The sequence below is a fragment of the Acidovorax sp. SUPP2825 genome (assembly GCF_030158995.1).
Taxonomy (GTDB): Bacteria; Pseudomonadota; Gammaproteobacteria; order Burkholderiales; family Burkholderiaceae_C; genus Paracidovorax.
On sequence record NZ_BQXK01000005.1, the window covers coordinates 105,751 to 122,693 of the forward strand.

Consider the following 16,943-nt stretch of genomic DNA (forward strand, 5'->3'; position numbering starts at 1 on the left):
CTCTCACTGGAAAATCACATGAAAGTTTTTGTCACTGGTGGCCTCGGCCAAATTGGCTCCCACGTCGTTGAAATGCTGCTTGCTCGCGGCGACGAAGTGCTCACGATCGATAACCTTGCCACTGGCAGGCGTGAGCATTTGGCTGAGCATCCACAACTGAAGGTCGTGATCGGCTCTATCGCAGACAAGCCACTGGTGGAGCAACTGGTAGGTGAGTTTCGCCCGGACGCGGTGGTCCACACCGCAGCCTCATACAAGGACCCCGATGACTGGTACAACGACACGCTGACGAACTGCGTTGGGGGTTCCAACGTCATCGACGCAGCGAAGCGCAATGGAGTGCAGCGGTTTGTATATTTTCAAACCGCTCTTTGCTACGGCCTGCGCCCGCAACAGCATCCCATCCGCCTGGACCATCCGCGCTTGCCGGGTGGCAGCAGTTATGCCATCAGCAAAACGGCCAACGAGCTGTACCTTGAATTGTCCGGGCTGGACTTCGTAACGTTCCGCTTGGCGAACGTGGTTGGCCCCCGCAACGTGGCTGGTCCGCTGCCCATTTTTTATCAGCGACTCAAGGATGGGAAACGTTGCTTCGTCACCAAGGCACGGCGCGACTTCGTCTTTGTCGAAGATCTGGCTCGGGTCGTCCTCAAGGCATGCGATGGCATCGGACATGGGACATACCATTTTTCATCCGGCACGGATATCGCGATTGAAGAGCTGTACAACGCTGTGGTCACCGCAATGGGCTTCACTGACAAGCCAGAAGCCGAGGTCAAAGAACTGGGCCCGGACGACGTCGCCTCAATCCTGCTGGACCCTTCCAGAACGTTCGAAGATTTTGGTCAACTGAATTTCACACCGCTCCAGCACACAGTGGATACGGCTATCGCTTATTACAAACAGCATGGCACGCTCGGTGAGTACACCCACCTGCGCCTTGAAAACAAGCAATAAGGTAGGCACCAATGCGGATTCTGATCACAGGAGGAGCCGGCTGTTTAGGCTCCAACCTTATTGAACATTGGTTGCCAAAGGGGCACCAAATCGCCGTGCTGGACAATTTCGCCACGGGCAAGCGGGAAGTCGTGCCAACGGTCGAAGGTCTTCAAGTACATGAAGGCCATATCGCTGATACGGCTTGGGTGGACAAGACATTCGACGCGTTTGCACCAGAGATCGTCATTCACGCCGCTGCTGCGTACAAAGATCCTGAGGACTGGCGAGAGGACGCGAACACCAACGTCACTGGCAGCATTGCCGTGGCCCGCGCCAGTGAACGTCATCAAGTCAAACGGCTCGTGAATTTTCAGACTGCGCTCTGCTACGGCCACCCTACCTCATTGCCCATCTCGACGCAGGAGCGTTGCGCGCCTTTCACCAGCTATGGCATCAGCAAAACGGCCGGCGAGCAGTTCATGCTGATGAGCAAGGTGCCTTCGCTGTCTCTTCGCATTGCGAATGTGACTGGCCCTCGCCTCGCAATTGGCCCCATCCCTACCTTTTACAAAAGGCTCAAGGCTGGGCAGAAGTGTTTTTGCTCAGATACCGCCAGGGATTTTCTGAACATGCAGGATTTCCTGCGATTCATGGATCTGGCCATTCAGCAAGATGCCCCGGTCGGCGTCTACAACGTGTCGAGCGGCGAGGCGCACACGATCTTGGAGATCTTTCGCGCGGTAGAGCGTTATTTGGGACTTGATCCGACAGAAGTGCCTGTGGTGCCACCGTTGGCAGACGATGTTCCTGTGGTTTGCCTTGACGCGAGCAAAACAGAGGCGGACTTTGGTTGGAAGTGCCAGCTCGACTTTGAGCAAACCATTCAGCGGCAACTGCAGTGGTATGACCAGCATGGAGTCAACGACGTCTTCAGCCACCTCAAACCGCCTACCGCTGCTTAAATCATGAATGTGAATTCCGCTACGTTTTCTGGACAACGCGTGCTGATCGTTGGGGGCGCAGGCTTCGTGGGCAGTAATCTGACCCACGCAATCCTGCAACAAGATCCACGAGAAATCATTGTTGTGGACAACCTGCTTTCATCAGAGGCAAGCAATATCCCAGCCGACCCTCGCGTGCGCTTTGTGTTTGGGTCGATTACCGACGATCAGATCCTGTCATCGTTGCCCGAGAACCTTGATTACGCATTCCACTTGGCTTGCTATCACGGCAACCAATCTTCCATCGCCAATCCGTTGGCAGACCACGAAAACAATACGCTGACCAGTTTGAAGCTGTTTCAGCGGTTGTCTGCCATCAAAGCGCTGAAAAAAGTGGTTTACGCAGCCGCGGCTTGTGCGGTCGCAGAAAAGACTTATGACGTCGCTTCTGCCACGACGGAAGATCAGCCTGTCACGCTCTACCATGACAGCCCCTATTCGATCTCCAAGATCATTGGTGAGTTGTATGGGAACTATTTTTTCCAACGAGCAGATTTGCATTTCGTGAAAGCTCGGTTTTCCAATGTGTATGGGCCAAGAGAAATCCTGGGCGCTGGTCAATGGCGCGGCACCGCTCATACCGTATGGCGCAATGTAACCCCCACGTTTGTGTGGCGGTCGTTGCAGCAAGAGGCATTGCCTTTGGACAATGGCGGCAACGCTAGTCGTGACTTTATCTTCGTGGAAGACATGGCGCGCGGATTGATGGCATGCGCGCTGAACGGACAAAAGGGTGAAATTTATAACCTGGCTACCGGTCGTGAAACCACGATTCTCGAACTAGCTACCTGGATCAATGAATTCACAGGCAACAAGACACCTCTTGATTTGCGCCCTGCCAGAGATTGGGATCGATCCGGTAAACGTTTTGCCTCAACAGACAAAGCTCGCGAACAATTAGGTTTCGAAGCCCAAGTGGACATACGAGAAGGTCTTCGCCGCACGGTCGAATGGACGCAAAACAATGCCGAAATGATCGAGCGGTGCATGGCGAAGCACCAAAAGATGTTGAGCCAACACTGACATGTCATTGCCAATACAAGGCCACTCTTTCCTGGTGATTGGTGGCGCGGGCTTTATAGGTTCTCATCTGGTAGAGCAGTTGCTTAGCGCCGGGGCTGCGCACGTCAGAATTTATGACAACCTGTCCAGGGGACGCCTTTCGAATCTTGGTGAAGCTTTGAAGGATCCTCGTTGTGAAATATTCCCCAGTGGAGGGGATATTTTGCACCGGGATACTTTAAATGCTGCAATGCGTGGCATTGATGGGGTATTTCATTTGGCGGCATTATGGCTGTTGCACTGTAATGAATATCCACGTTCTGCGTTTGAAGTCAATGTCGGTGGCACCATGAATGTCGCCGAAGCCTGCATTTCGAATGGAATTCGCCGGCTGGTTTATTCTTCTTCAGCGTCGGTTTATGGGGATGCGGTTTTTGAACCGATGGATGAAAGTCATCCGTTTAATTGCGAAGAATTCTACGGCGCAACTAAAGTGTGTGGTGAGTATCTTCTGAAGGCTTTATATCGCCGTCCTGCCAGCCGCGATAAAAACTTGAGTTATGTTGGACTCAGGTACATGAACGTATATGGGCCGCGCCAAGATGATAAGGGTGCCTATATCGGCGTGGTTACACGGATGATTAATTCTTTAAAAAAGGGTGAGGCGCCTGTTATTCATGGTGACGGCTCTCAAGCTTACGATTTTGTGGATGTGCGTGATTGCGCGCGCGCTAATATTCTCGCTATGCAAGCTGAGGCTGGGATGCGCTGTTATAACGTCGGGACCGGCATCAAGACCAGCATTAAAGAGTTGAATGTTATGCTGCATGGTATCTTCCCCGATGCCCCACCTGCGATTTTTCAAAATGTAAACCGCCCATTCGTTAAAAATCGAATTGGATCCACTGATAAAGCTAAGCAAGACCTAAATTTCCAAGCATTGATTCCCTTGCATCGGGGATTAGTCAACCTTTGCCAGCTTTGATTAGAATGAATGGGATTCGTCCCAAGAAAATGAGGGGGAATGATGATTGAACAGCCTAGTTTTATATTTGACCAGCGAAAGAAAAATAAGAAAAAATTTCTGTTGGTTTGTTATTATGATCCAGCAGGCATTTCTACGGTGCCTGAAATAATTGCATACGTTCAAAAGCTATCTATCTTTCCGGTTGTTGTAGCCAATATATTTGAGTGCAGGGATCCAGCGGGCATTAATTCTCTTCCTCCAAATATTAATTTGTCCGAGTTTGCTGGAATTATTATTCATAATTCCATTTCTTATGATGTGGGAAATTTGCGCGTATTGGACGCCAGATTGTCAATAAAGCTCAAAGACTTTAACGGCTTAAAAATATTATTAAAGCAGGACGAAAATCATAAATTTCGTGAACTTGCAGAATATGTGGGGCAGACAAGGTTTGACCTGATTCTGACATGTCTACCATCCTCAGAAATTGAAAAGATTTATCCTAAGGACGTTGTTGGAGAAGTTAAATTTCAACGAATGTTCACTGGTTATGTGACGCCAACTTTGCGGGCTATCGATGCGAAACCTCTCAACCGGCGGGAAATAACTATAGGGTATCGGGGCTCAATTCAACCACTCTCGTTCGGAAGATTGGCATATGAAAAGCGATCGATCGGAGAAAAAGTTATATGTGATTTGAATGAGGTTGCAGATATTCGATTGGATATTTCGAGCAAATGGGAAGATCGATTAGGAACTGATGCTTGGTTTGATTTTTTAGGAAATTGTAAGGCTACTTTAGGTGCTGAATCCGGGGCAAGTGTTTTTGATATAGATGGATCTCTGAAAAGTAAATGTGCTTTAGCAGAAGAGGCACTAGGCGATTTTCGAGAAGACGCTCATTACGCGGAAAGTTATCTGAAATATATTGTCGACCTTGAGGGGAAGGTAAACTACAATCAAATTTCACCTAGACATTTTGAGGCTGCTGCCACTAGAACACTTCAATTACTATACCCAGGTGAATATTCCGGAATATTTTTGCCCGGAATCCATTATTTAGAATTGGCACGAGACCATTCTAATATATTAGAAGTTGTTTCATTTCTGCAGAACGATGCTGCAGTTGTGGAAATTACGGAGCGAGCGCATAAAGATATTGTGATGAATCCGTCCTTCTGGATAGAAGGATTCGTTGCAATGCTAGATGAATGTATAGAGGAAATGCTTTCAGTCGACTCTGATAGCTCTCAGCTATCAATATCTGAAAATGAGAAAAAGCAGGTGATGCTGCTTTGTAGCCATCCAGCTCAAATTGATCCTCGTATCGACTGGGTAGAGAAATATGCGCCTGATAACATGTTAATTCATGTTGTCGACATATTGAGGGATGGGGAATTAGACTTCTCAGTCGTTACTCACGAAGATGGATCCAAGAAAATATCAACTCCAAGGATCAAGTTCACATCTCAGTTGTTTTTAAAATGGCAACGGCTTCTGTCAGGAAGCAGTGCAGGTGCTGACGCGCTGTTTCAAATGTCGCGAATTGAAAAATTGGCTAGCTCTTCTGATTCTGAGCTTGCTAAGTTTATGGGTATGCCTGATGGTGCACAAAGACTTAACGATTTCAGATGGTATTTGAGATTTGTATTAGAAATCAATACTGGTTTGTTAGAGTCGTGTTTGGCTACCAGCAACGTGCAATGTCTAATTGCTACAGACTTGGTAACATTGCCCGCTGCAGTGCTTTATGGCGCCATTGAAAATATTCCTGTTCACTATGATGCTCATGAATATTGGCCTGCTTGTGATACCAGACAATTTCAAAGTGAACAAGAGTTTTGGCTGGACTTGGAAAAGAACTTAATCAAGTACACCGCGGATCGTTCTACAGTTTCCCCAGGTTTAAAAAAAGTATTTGAAAAAAGTTACGGGTTGAATTTTCGTGTGGTCCCTAATTGCGAACCGTTAAAAAATTCTTCTGATCAGAAATTTCGGGAAAAGAGAGTCGGCAATGAGATTTGCAACTTCTTATTCCAAGGATCTTTTGCTCCACACAGAGGCTTAGAAGAGTTAATTAGTATTTGGGGAGAAACTGACCCCAGCGCTCATTTGATTCTTCGTGGGCCAGCTAACAGTTTCAAAACTGAGATGATTAATCTAGCAAAAAATACTGGGCTTTATGAAAGTCGAATTTTTTTCCCGGATGCGGTTTCAGAAGACCAACTGGTGGAGATGGCAAGTGCCGCTGATGTAGGAATTATTCCGTATAAAGCACACGGATATAACTATGCCCATTGCTGCCCAAATAAGCTTTCTCAATATATGGCGGCAGAAATTCCTATTTTGGCAAATAACACATCTTTTGTTGCGAGTGTTATTCGAGAGGCTAAATCGGGACTGGTTGTCGATTTTGCTAATAAAAAGTCTTTGTTGAAAGCAATTGCTGAATTTGGATCGAACGGTGTTGCTCGTCGGGAAATGGGGAACGCTGGAAAATTGTTTCACGAAAAAAAATACAATTGGCAGAACGCTTCTGCTAATTTGTACGAGGCGCTTGACAATTTAATTCTGCAGCCGACAAAGCGAGTTGAAATTTTCACAGCTTCCCTAAGCGATTCAATTGAAGAGTCGAATAGTGTGAAATGTGTTCAAGCTGTTGAGATATTGGAAAGAAAATTTTTACGCAGCTTAATGCCTTTCTGGTTGGCGTTGCCATCACGTGTTCGTGATCCAGTTGCTCCCATATTAAAAAGAATTTTAGGTATTTAGCTATGTGTGGAATTTTTGGCGTCTTGCAAAAGCAGGCTTCTACTCGTCAACTGATTTCGGACGTGGAAATAGGGCTAGAGAGAATTAGACATCGCGGACCTGACGGAAGTGGAGTCTGGGCTTCAACGTCTGGACAGGCAGGCTTAGGACATGTCCGTCTCTCTATCATTGATGTTGAAGCGGGTGCTCAACCGATGCATAGTAGAGATGGGCGCTTTACCATAGTATTCAACGGCGAGATATACAACTATATAGAACTCCGCGAAGAGCTTGGAAAAGATTGCTTTTCAACGCATTCTGATACTGAAGTTATTCTGGAGGCATATAGAAAATGGGGCATAGCATGTACCACTCGTCTGCGCGGCATGTTTGCTTTCGCAATTTGGGATGCGAAAGATAAACAATTATTTATAGCTCGGGATCGTTTTGGTATAAAGCCGTTATATTGGACTCAACAAGGCGAGAAGTTCTTCTTTGCTTCTGAGGCAAAAGCTTTATTGCCTTTTATTTCACGTCGAGAATTATCTTCTTCTGCGATATCTGACTATTTCACATTTCAATTTTGTTTGGGTGAAAAGACTTTAATTTCTGGCGTATATCAAGTGCCGGCTGCTCATGCGGCTATATTGGCTCCCGGTCTTCCTCCTGTATTCGAAAGGTACTGGGAAGTACACTACGAGATCGATTATGACCATACGGCTAAATGGTTTGAAGCCAAGCTGCGAGATTTACTCGAGGACTCCGTAAAAATTCATCTAAGAGCTGATGTTGAAATTGGGAGTTATGTTAGTGGTGGAGTTGACTCAAGTTTACTGGCGGCGATGGCCAGGAAATTCAGTTCCCAAAAGAATTTTTCAGCATTTAATGGTCGTTTCCTTGAAGGCAGTCGATTTGATGAGTCAGAGTATGCTAATGCACTAGCTGCTGAGCAAAATATGCAATTGCATATTGCTGATATTGGGGAAATGGATTTTGTCAAAAATATTTCCAGCGTGATATGGCATTTGGATCAACCTGTCGCCGGTCCCGGGGCATTTCCTCAATACATGGTTTCCAAAAAGGTGTCGGAACATGTAAAGGTGGTGCTGGGCGGTCAAGGAGGGGATGAGATTTTTGGTGGCTATGCTCGATATCTTATTGCTTATTTTGAGCAATGCATTAAGGGCGCTATCGAAGGTACTTTGCACGATGGGAATTTTGTCGTTACCTATGAATCGATAATTCCTAGTCTGCAAACATTGCGGCAGTATCAGCCAATGATGCAGGAATTTTTGGCTGAAGGTCTTTTCGGCGAACGGGATGCTCGATACTGGCGACTGGTCAATCGCTCAAATACCTTTGGTTCGATATTGTGTCCAGGGGTGATTGATCACACTGCTACTTACTCTGAATTTCAGCAGATATTTAAGGGGGAAAATGTCGGAAGTGGTTCATATTTCGATGCGATGACACACTTCGACTTTAAAACTTTATTGCCAGCGCTACTGCAAGTCGAGGACCGCATGAGTATGGCGCATGGTGTTGAAGCACGCGTTCCATTCTTGGACCATCCATTGGTTGAGTTTGCTGCGACCATCCCTGCAGATGTTAAATTTCGCGATGGGGAGCTGAAGCGCCTGCTGAAATCTGTTTTCTCTGACTTACTTCCGTCAGAGATAAAAAATCGTAAAGATAAAATGGGATTTCCTGTTCCATTGAATCTATGGCTTTCTAAAGATGGACCAGCACGCGAGTACATCGGTGATGTTCTGGGGAGCGCTCGTGCGCGTCAGCGCCCGTATTTGAACGACGGATTCACTGTTGACCAAGTTCTAAACTCTCAATCTGTTTATGGGCGGAATTTGTGGGCGTTGCTAAGCTTGGAGCTTTGGCAAAATCAATTCATTGACGCATGAATGTTCTGATTCTTTACGACCACTTCGAAACCTATACCAATACGGTTTTTGACCATCTTTGCGCTTTTAAAAAATACTCTAAAAACAATCATTTTTATATGCACGCGGGGTTGCCCGATGTGCAATTTGATTTTGCTGTTTTCGATGTAATTTTGATTCATTACAGCGCGAGGGTGGCTTTTGGGCATATCTCAGCTACGCTGCGGTTTAAAATTTCGAAGCATTCGGGGCAAAAGATATTATTTGTTCAAGATGAATATGATCTGACATCTAATGTTTGGGACGCTATTGGTGAATTAAATGTTTCAGTAGTTTTTACTTGCGTCCCTCCACTGCACAGAGAAGAGATTTACCCATCCGCACGCTTTCCCAATGTTCGCTTTGTCACTACGTTGACCGGTTATTGTCCTGAGCAGATTCATGAGACCTCTTCGCCTCCCTCAGCAATAAATCGGCCTATTGCTATTGGATATCGAGGGCGAGCATTACCGTATTTTTACGGGGATCTTGGTCAAGAAAAACTGGAAATTGCAAAGGGTATGCAACTCGCCTGCAAACATCGCGGTATTTCTTGCGACATCGAATGGGACGAAGAAAAGCGTATCTATGGCAGCGATTGGCCTCGTTTCCTGATGGATTGCAAAGCCACTCTGGGGACCGAGAGCGGCGCCAATCGATTTGATTTTGACGGTAGCCTGCGTAAAGCAGCTAACGAGGCACTCACCGAAAATCCGGAATTGAGTTACGCGGAATTCAGGCAGCGAATGGGTTGGGAGGACGAACAACCCATCATGAATCAAATTTCTCCCCGTTTTTTTGAAGCAATCGCTTTTCGCACGGCGTTGATTCTCTTTGAGGGAAGGTATTCTGGGATCTTGCAACCATGGGTTCACTACATCCCTTTGCGCAAAGATTTTTCCAATGTTGACGAAGTAATGGCTGCTGTGTCCGACGACGCTTTGCTGGGCCGATTAACCGACAAAGCCTACTTTGATGTTGTTCAGTCTGGCCGTTATACCTATCAGAAGTTCATCACTGAGTACGATGGATTGATCCAGTCGTGCAAGCCTGGTCAGGGCAGCGGCTTGCCTTCAGGGTTACCCGCAGAAATCACCGAACATCCCGTAAGGAAATCCAGGCTGCCTCCGGCGCCGGGACCGTTGCTGGCCTTATGGCATTCGATCCCATGGGCCTTGCGCCGCCCATTCAATGACGGTGTCAATCGGCTTTGGGCAAAGCTGCATTCAAATTAATCTGTATGTGCGGTATTGCTGGACTGACTTCCCATAGGCCTGCGGCAGCGCTTCAGAGTCATTTGGCGCCATCCTTGGCTTGCCTTCGCAGGCGTGGTCCCGACGATCAGGGCGTTGAAATCTGGCAGGGCCCTGGTCACAGCGTGGCGTTGGGCCACACGCGCCTGAGTGTCATTGATCTGACGGAGGCGGCCCACCAGCCCATGACCAGCGCAGATGGTCGATTTGTGTTGGTCTTCAACGGAGAAATCTACAACTACCGAGAACTGCGCCAAGCGTTGGAAGCTCGGGGTTGCCGGTTCCGCTCAGCGTCGGACACTGAGGTGTTGCTTCAGGCATGGATTGAATGGGGCGAGGCAGCGTTGCCACGCTTTGTGGGCATGTTTGCCTTCGTACTTCTGGATCGACGGACTGGCGACCTGCATGGCGCACGCGATGCTTTTGGAATCAAGCCGCTGTATTACCGCGCAGACAGTGAAGGATTGGCGTTTGCCTCGGAAGTGCCCGCTTTGCGAGCCATGCTGCCCCATCCAGCTGAGCTCGACTGGCAGACTTCATACGACTATCTAGTCCATGGCCGTTACGAAACCGGTGAGCGGACTTTTTTCCGGGACGTTGTGGCATTGCCTCCTGGTCAATGTTTTAGCTATTCGTTTGAGTCGCGACAAATGACTCTTCGCTCATGGTGGCGGCCCACCATAGCGGTCGCGCCGCGTTTGTCATTCGATGACGCGGCGGAAGCTCTAAGAAGCCGACTTCTCGATAGCGTGCGGCTGCATCTGCGCAGCGATGTGCCGCTGGGGGCCGCTTTATCTGGTGGCGTGGATTCGTCCGCCATCGTCGGTTGCATGCGGCATCTGGAGCCTGATGCTCCGATTCACACGTTCAGTTTTATCGCTGCGAACAGCGCGGTCTCTGAAGAGCAATGGGTGGATCAGGTGAACACTGAAACCGGTGCCACGGCCCACAAGGTGTTCATTCAGCCCAGCGAGTTGGTTGCCGACCTGGATGACATGATTGCCACCCAAGGCGAGCCCTTCGGCAGCACCAGCATTTATGCCCAATACAGGGTGTTTCAATTGGCACGAGAGCATGGTGTGACCGTGACACTCGATGGTCAAGGTGCCGATGAACTGTGCGGCGGCTATGTCGGCTATCCGGGGCCGCGTGTGCGTAGCCTGCTGGACGAAGGCCAGTGGGCAGGTGCCGTCGCGTTCTTGCGCGAGTGGGGGCGCTGGCCGGGCAGGGCAGGGCTCGAAGGTTTCAAAGCGGCAGTGGCTGAATACACCAGCGAGTCCGCCTATCAAGCGCTACGCCGCATGAATGGTGCCGATGTTTGTCCGCCGTGGCTGGACGGGCGTGCGTTGGCCGACGCGGGCGTGGCGCTGCGTTTTCCACGCGAAGTACCCGCTCAGACAGCCCCAGGTCGTCGGCTGGTGGCAGAGTTGGCCCGCTCGCTGCATGGCGTCGGCCTGCCTGGACTGCTTCGCCACGGCGACCGCAACTCCATGCGTTTCTCGGTAGAAAGCCGCGTGCCTTTTCTGACGACGGAGTTGGCCGACTTTTTACTGACGCTGCCTGAAGAATATTTGGTGTCGCCCCAGGGCGAAACCAAGCACCTGCTGCGACGAGCCATGCGTGGCCTTGTGCCGGACGAGATTCTGGATCGTCGCGACAAGATCGGCTTTGCCACGCCCGAGCAAGCATGGCTTTTGCAGATGGCGCCGCAGGTGCGTGAGTGGCTGCGGTATCCGCTGAATTTGCCTTTCTTCCGCCAAGACGAGGTGCTGAAGGCTTTCGATCAGGTCGTTGCGGGACAGCGCCCCTTCAGTTGGCAGGTTTGGCGCTGGATCAACTTCACACGTTGGCACGCACAGCATTTCGCGGGTTGAGTTGCCGTGGCCCGCCTGCTGCTGTTGTCCCTTTCACCCATTGCCTCCGATCCCCGCGTGATGCGCCAGTACTGGGCGCTGAAGGACGAGCATGAAGTCCATGTGCTGGGGTTCGGAGAATGTCCACCTGGAGTGCTGCATTTCACCTCCGTGGAACAGACGCGTGCGGATCGCAAAGGGGTTTTGCGCAATGCGCTGCGTCTGGCCTTTCGACGCTACGACGCCTATTACTGGCAACACCCTCAGATCCGCGCGCTGGAGAAGTCCGCAGCGCAGGTGCCAGCGGGTTTTGACATGGTATTGGCCAACGATGTGATGGCTCTGCCGATGGCGTTGCGGTTGGCCGGCAATGCGCCCGTGTGGCTGGACGCGCACGAATACGCGCCGCGGGAATTCGAAGACCTTTGGGCGTGGCGCACGTTGCTGGGGCCTTTCTTCGATGCCACCTGCCGCGATGCGCTGCCGCGGGTCGCGCGCATGAGTACCGTGTGCTCAGGCATCGCGCGCGAGTACGAGCGGTGCTACGGCGTTCCGGTATCCGTCATGCCCAATTGCCCCGAGCCAGAGCGCTTACCCGTGCGGCCAACGCATGCCGAACGTATTCGGCTGATCCACCATGGCGCAGCCATCGCCTCGCGCAAGATCGAGGTGATGATAGACCTCATGGACCATCTGGATGATCGCTTCAGCCTCGACCTGATGCTGATGGAGCAAGACCCGGCGTACCTCGCCACCCTGAAGCAACGGGCCGCACGGCATTCGCGCATCCGGTTCATTCCGCCAGTGCCCATGCGCGATATCGCCGCGCACACCAATGGCTATGACATCGGATTGTTCCTGCTGCCCCCCACCAATTTCAATTACCTGCATGCACTGCCCAACAAATTCTTCGAATTCATGCAGGCACGCTTGGCCATCGCCATCGGTCCGTCGCCCGAGATGCAGGCGCTGGTGACCGAACTGGGTTGTGGCGTGGTGAGCGGTAGTTTCGAAGCAGCAGACCTGGCCGCGCATCTCTCGCGCCTCACGCCCCAGGACATCGACGCCATGAAGCGCGCTTCGGACTTGGCCAGCCAGCGGTTCAATGCGGCGGTCACCCGCCAATGGCTTCGTGACGAGGTGCGCGGCTTGCTGGCCGACCGTGCCTGCTTGGTGCATTGACACCATGCGCGCGCTTGTTCTCGGAACCCAGTCGTTCATCGACGGCGGCACCAAGGTGGGTTCTCAGCATCTGGCGCAAGCGTTGGCGGCGGCGGGTTGGTCGGTCGACTATGTGCCCACGCTCTCCTCCCCGCTGGACGTCGTGGGCCGCCAGCGCCATGCCCGGCTGGCGAGGGCATGGGGACATGGGATGCCGCGGCGAGCAGTGGGCATTTCGCAAGGTCTCACCGAGTGGAGTCTTCAATCGGTGTTTCCCGCGCATCGGCTTTTTCTGCGGTGGCCTTGGCAATTGGAGGCGTATGGCCGACGCTGCCCGTCGCCATTGCGCGACGTGCCGTTCGACGCGTGCATCGCCGATGTCGCACCCAACATGTTGCTGCTGCACCAGATCACGGCCCGCGCCAAGATCTGCCGCCTCAACGATTGGCCGCAGGGGTTCGCTCGCGATCTGCACCCGGTGCTCATCAACGCGCTCGGGTCCATGGTGGGTGGCCCCGATTTCGATGAAGTCTGGGCCGTCTCTGAACCCCTGGCGGAATATGCCCGTGCGCTGCACCCGCGAGGTGAGGTGGTGCACATTCCCAATGGGGTGGAGGCCCGCCTTTTGATGCCTGCCACGCAAAGCCCGGTGGCGCGGCAGCCGCACAGCGCGGTCTATGTCGGCGGGCTGACGGCTTGGCTGGACACCGGCTTGCTCGCCCAGGCCGCGCGTTTGCTTCCCGATTGGACCTTTGCGGTGTACGCCCCTGGTACGCCCCCGCAGCACGGATGGCCGCCCAACCTCCAATGGCGCGGCAGCGTTGGCCGTGCGGAACTGCCAGCGGTTCTCCAAAGCCATGAAGTGGGCCTGATTCCTTTTTGCGAGGCCGATGGACGCATGCGCTATGTCGAGCGTCCCTTGAAGTTCTATGAGTACATCGCAGCGGGATTGGGTGTGGCCAGCACGGATCTGGGCGCGATGCGCCATGGGATGGGTGACCTGGCCTGCTACGGCAACGATGCGCGGGCATTCGCCGATGCCATCGTGCAGGCCCGGGAGCGCGCGCGTGCCCGCCCTGCGAGCTTCGCGAAAGACTTCGTGCAAGCCCACGACTGGAGTGTGCGCGCCCAGGCCATGCTGGCCCGTCTGGAGATGTTGCTGGCATGAAAAACTACCTTCTCTACGACTTCATGCAGGTGGCCGGAGGCGCGGAGCGGGTCACGCTCACGTTGGCCGAGGCCTTTCCTGACTTTCAGACCCTGGTCAGCCGGTGCTACTCGGACGCCCAACCCTTGCTGGATGCCTCCACCGCCCAAGTGCATGAGTTGCGGGGTGGCTGGTCTGCGCGCCTGCCGCGCATTCTCGAAAGCATGTGGTGCTTCCGGTTCCGGGCCGGACGGTTGCACGATGCCCACACCGTGCTCTACAGCGGCTTCTATGCCCCACTGGCGGTCTACCAGCAGCGGTCTGGCCGGCGCTTTTACTATTGCCACACCATTCCCCGATTCGCCTACGACCTGTACGACAGCACGCTGGCGGGTTTTCCGTTATGGCTTCGGCCGTTCTACGCAATCTTCGTGCGGTGGTTCCGTAAGCAGTACGAGGCGGCCATCGGGCGCATGGACCGCATTTTCGTGAACTCGGAGAACGTTCGCGCACGGCTCCAGCGGTATACCGGGCTGGATGCCGAGGTGGTCTACCCCCCTGTGGCCACACAGCACTTTCGGTTTTTGGCCGATGAAGGCTACTACCTCTCTACCGCTCGACTGGTGCCCAACAAGCGGGTGGATGTGATCGTGCGGGCTTTCCTTCAGATGCCCGATCGCTCCCTAGTCGTGCTCTCTGGCGGGCCGGAGCTGGAGCGATTGAAAGCGATCGCCGGAGAGGCTCCCAACATCCGGTTCACCGGCTGGCAGGCCGATGAGGCACTGAGGCGCTGGGTGGGTAATGCCCGGTGCGTGATCTACCTGCCGGTGGACGAGGATTTTGGCATGTCGCCCGTGGAGGCCATGGCTGCAGGCAAACCCGTGATCGGTGTGGCCGAAGGGGGGTTATTGGAAACGGTGCTGCCCGGCGAAACGGGGGTGCTCATCGCACCCGATCCCGCCCCCCAGGCGGTGATGGATGCCGTGGCACGGATTGAGCAGATCCATGGCGAGAGACTTTCTGCACAATGCCGGCAACGCGCCCGGCGATTCACCGAAGCCGCCTTCCTCGACCGAATGCAGGCGATCCTGCGATAGGTCCTGGGCTCAGTCGGCCGAGCCGCGGGTTCGCCAGTGCGCGATGCACAGCAGCGACGACACCGCAACGTACCGCAGCGCATTGGCCCAGGACTGGAAGATCTTCGACCGGTCTACCTTAGCGGTGTGCATCGGCAAGGCGACTTCCTTGATGCGCAGGCCCTGACGCCGCATCAGCAGCAAGGTGCCGATGTCCTGATAGTCGAGCAGCGTGGCCTCGGTGGACACCGCCACTTCGAGGGCTCTGCGGTTGTACAGGCGAAAGCCGGACACGAAGTCGTGCAGCGCAAACCCCGTCAGGAACCGGAACCAGCCCCACGCCAAACGGCGCGCCCAACTGGTTCGGGTCGCGAAATGGCTCACCACCACATCGCCTTCTTCGCGCCGGGACAGCAGGCTGGAAATTTCTTCCACCTCATAGCGGCCTTCCGCATCGATGGTGATCACCGCGTCGTAGCCACGGGCCAGCCCGTAGCGCAGCCCCGTTTGCAAGCTGCCCCAGGTGGTCATCGCCAGCAAAGGGCGCAGCACCCGGGCGCCGGTACTCTCTGCCAGATGGCAGGTGCCGTCCGTGCTGCGGTTGTCCACCACGAGCACGTCGGCCCCCACCAGCGCGCGAACGCGCTGGATGAGGTGCTGGATGCTTGCTGCATGGTTGCGGCTGGAGATCACCACGAGCACGCGTGGATTGGGCGCGGCCGGCGTGCTTCCCAGGGCCAGGTACTGGTATTGGTGCGCCAGCGCACGTTCGCACTGGGCAATGTCGAAATGCTGGAGCAGCGCCTGGTAACCCGCCTCGCCGAACTGTGCGCGCAGCCGCGTGTCGTGCTGCAGGCGGGCCAGGGTACTGCGCCAGCTCTCCACGTCTTCGATGGGCACATGCAGCCCGGCATGGGCGTAGGCTACCACCCAGGGCATGCCGGAGCCGGGCAGGTCCGTGACCACGCAAGGGCGCTTGTGCATCATGGCCTCCAGCAACACGATGCCGAACGCCTCGGTGCGCTCGCGCGACGCCAGGCAAAAGACGTCGCAGCCTTCCAGCAAGGCGTGCTTTTCCGCATCGAGCACCGAGCCGACCAGGCGCACCGCGGGTTCTCGGCCGGCTGGCGTGGTATCCCGGATCAGGGCCTCCAGCGACACCCGCAATTCGCCTTCGCCGGCGATCACGAGTTCGACCCCCGGCATGGCCTGCACTGCCTGAATCAGTGTCTCAAACCCCTTGTAGTAGGTGAGCCGGCCGATGGACAGAAGCCGCAGCTGGGTTTCGGGTCTCCATTGCAGCCCACTGCGCAAGGTAGCGGGCGGGGGAGGGCGGCGCAGGTTGATGCCCAGCGGAATGACCTCGCACTTGCTGCGCCACGGCTGCAGCGCACGGCTGGCCTCCAGGTAGGGGGGCGACGTGGCGAAAATCAACTGCGCCCGGTCCAGCACCGCGTGCTCGAACGGGCGGTACAGAAAATACGCCATCGCCACGGACAACTTGATGTCCGAGACGACGATGTCGGAATGCCAGTGCACCACGCACGGCACCTTGCGGGCCGCAGGCAGCGTCAGCGCCCACAGCGCAGAGTTGTTGGGCAGGTGCAGGTGCAGCACATCGGGCTGAAAGCGCCGGATGGCCCTTCCCAGCGCCGAGCGAAAGCCCAGGGCGATGGGCGCATAGACCAGGTTGAACTGCACCGGCACCCGCACCAGCCAGGGAGGGTCGTCCGGCAAGGGGGCTCCGTGCACCAGCGCGAACGCCTCGATGCCCTGGGCCCGCTGGGCTTCGATGAGGTCGGCCAGGAACACTTCCATACCGCCCAGATAGGGCGGAAAGAATTTGCCGATGTGCAGGA

General features: G+C 53.8%; 12 protein-coding genes. 11 read left to right on the forward strand and 1 reads right to left on the reverse strand.

Annotation, left to right across the window (positions count from 1 at the left end):
- The first annotated feature begins 18 nt into the window (after positions 1-18).
- From AVAK2825_RS08315 to AVAK2825_RS08365, 11 genes are read left to right on the forward strand one after another with little or no spacing between them, the layout of a single operon-like run.
- Positions 19-957: an NAD-dependent epimerase/dehydratase family protein gene (locus tag AVAK2825_RS08315; protein WP_284396553.1), complete on the forward strand. Its 939-nt coding sequence runs from the start codon at positions 19-21 to the stop codon at positions 955-957.
- A gap of 11 nt (positions 958-968) precedes the next feature.
- Positions 969-1,901, forward strand: coding sequence for an NAD-dependent epimerase/dehydratase family protein (locus tag AVAK2825_RS08320; protein ID WP_284396556.1), 933 nt, complete (start codon positions 969-971; stop codon positions 1,899-1,901).
- Between the two features lie 3 nt (positions 1,902-1,904).
- Positions 1,905-2,963, forward strand: a complete 1,059-nt coding sequence (locus AVAK2825_RS08325) for an NAD-dependent epimerase/dehydratase family protein (protein ID WP_284396559.1) — start codon at positions 1,905-1,907, stop codon at positions 2,961-2,963.
- A gap of 1 nt (position 2,964) precedes the next feature.
- Complete coding sequence (locus AVAK2825_RS08330; RefSeq protein WP_284396561.1) at positions 2,965-3,927, forward strand: NAD-dependent epimerase/dehydratase family protein; 963 nt, start codon at positions 2,965-2,967, stop codon at positions 3,925-3,927.
- A 39-nt stretch (positions 3,928-3,966) separates the two neighbouring features.
- Entirely contained in the window at positions 3,967-6,681 is a 2,715-nt protein-coding gene (locus AVAK2825_RS08335; RefSeq protein WP_284396564.1) for a glycosyltransferase, read from the forward strand.
- 2 nt (positions 6,682-6,683) lie between these two features.
- Complete coding sequence (gene asnB, locus AVAK2825_RS08340) at positions 6,684-8,576, forward strand: asparagine synthase (glutamine-hydrolyzing) (RefSeq protein ID WP_284396567.1); 1,893 nt, start codon at positions 6,684-6,686, stop codon at positions 8,574-8,576.
- Positions 8,573-9,829, forward strand: a complete 1,257-nt coding sequence (locus AVAK2825_RS08345; RefSeq protein ID WP_284396571.1) for a hypothetical protein — start codon at positions 8,573-8,575, stop codon at positions 9,827-9,829. Before asnB (AVAK2825_RS08340) ends, AVAK2825_RS08345 begins: the two co-directional genes overlap by 4 nt.
- Positions 9,830-9,834: 5 nt before the next feature.
- Positions 9,835-11,721, forward strand: coding sequence for an asparagine synthase (glutamine-hydrolyzing) (gene asnB / locus AVAK2825_RS08350; protein WP_284396573.1), 1,887 nt, complete (start codon positions 9,835-9,837; stop codon positions 11,719-11,721).
- A 6-nt stretch (positions 11,722-11,727) separates the two neighbouring features.
- Positions 11,728-12,882 (forward strand): glycosyltransferase family protein, encoded by a 1,155-nt coding sequence (locus AVAK2825_RS08355; RefSeq protein ID WP_284396581.1) that lies wholly within the window; start codon positions 11,728-11,730, stop codon positions 12,880-12,882.
- Positions 12,883-12,886: 4 nt separating this feature from the next.
- Positions 12,887-14,029 carry a glycosyltransferase gene (locus AVAK2825_RS08360; RefSeq protein ID WP_284396585.1) on the forward strand — a complete coding sequence of 381 codons (1,143 nt, stop codon included), beginning with the start codon at positions 12,887-12,889 and terminating at the stop codon, positions 14,027-14,029.
- Positions 14,026-15,105 carry a glycosyltransferase gene (locus tag AVAK2825_RS08365; RefSeq protein ID WP_284396590.1) on the forward strand — a complete coding sequence of 360 codons (1,080 nt, stop codon included), beginning with the start codon at positions 14,026-14,028 and terminating at the stop codon, positions 15,103-15,105. The genes AVAK2825_RS08360 and AVAK2825_RS08365 overlap by 4 nt, the downstream gene beginning before the upstream one ends.
- 9 nt (positions 15,106-15,114) lie before the next feature.
- Here the strand turns inward: AVAK2825_RS08365 and AVAK2825_RS08370 are convergent, their stop codons facing one another.
- Positions 15,115-16,902 carry a glycosyltransferase gene (locus AVAK2825_RS08370; RefSeq protein WP_284396938.1) on the reverse strand — a complete coding sequence of 596 codons (1,788 nt, stop codon included), beginning with the start codon at positions 16,900-16,902 and terminating at the stop codon, positions 15,115-15,117.
- Positions 16,903-16,943: the final 41 nt, after the last annotated feature.

Bases quoted from the DNA above. Each gene is read 5' to 3' on its own strand.
- AVAK2825_RS08315 (WP_284396553.1), top strand. From the start codon at position 19: ATGAAAGTTTTTGTCACTGGTGGCCTCGGCCAAATTGGCTCCCACGTC.
- AVAK2825_RS08320 (WP_284396556.1), top strand. From the start codon at position 969: ATGCGGATTCTGATCACAGGAGGAGCCGGCTGTTTAGGCTCCAACCTT.
- AVAK2825_RS08325 (WP_284396559.1), top strand. From the start codon at position 1,905: ATGAATGTGAATTCCGCTACGTTTTCTGGACAACGCGTGCTGATCGTT.
- AVAK2825_RS08330 (WP_284396561.1), top strand. From the start codon at position 2,965: ATGTCATTGCCAATACAAGGCCACTCTTTCCTGGTGATTGGTGGCGCG.
- AVAK2825_RS08335 (WP_284396564.1), top strand. From the start codon at position 3,967: ATGATGATTGAACAGCCTAGTTTTATATTTGACCAGCGAAAGAAAAAT.
- asnB (WP_284396567.1), top strand. From the start codon at position 6,684: ATGTGTGGAATTTTTGGCGTCTTGCAAAAGCAGGCTTCTACTCGTCAA.
- AVAK2825_RS08345 (WP_284396571.1), top strand. From the start codon at position 8,573: ATGAATGTTCTGATTCTTTACGACCACTTCGAAACCTATACCAATACG.
- asnB (WP_284396573.1), top strand. From the start codon at position 9,835: ATGTGCGGTATTGCTGGACTGACTTCCCATAGGCCTGCGGCAGCGCTT.
- AVAK2825_RS08360 (WP_284396585.1), top strand. From the start codon at position 12,887: ATGCGCGCGCTTGTTCTCGGAACCCAGTCGTTCATCGACGGCGGCACC.
- AVAK2825_RS08365 (WP_284396590.1), top strand. From the start codon at position 14,026: ATGAAAAACTACCTTCTCTACGACTTCATGCAGGTGGCCGGAGGCGCG.
- AVAK2825_RS08370 (WP_284396938.1), bottom strand. From the start codon at position 16,902: ATGGAAGTGTTCCTGGCCGACCTCATCGAAGCCCAGCGGGCCCAGGGC.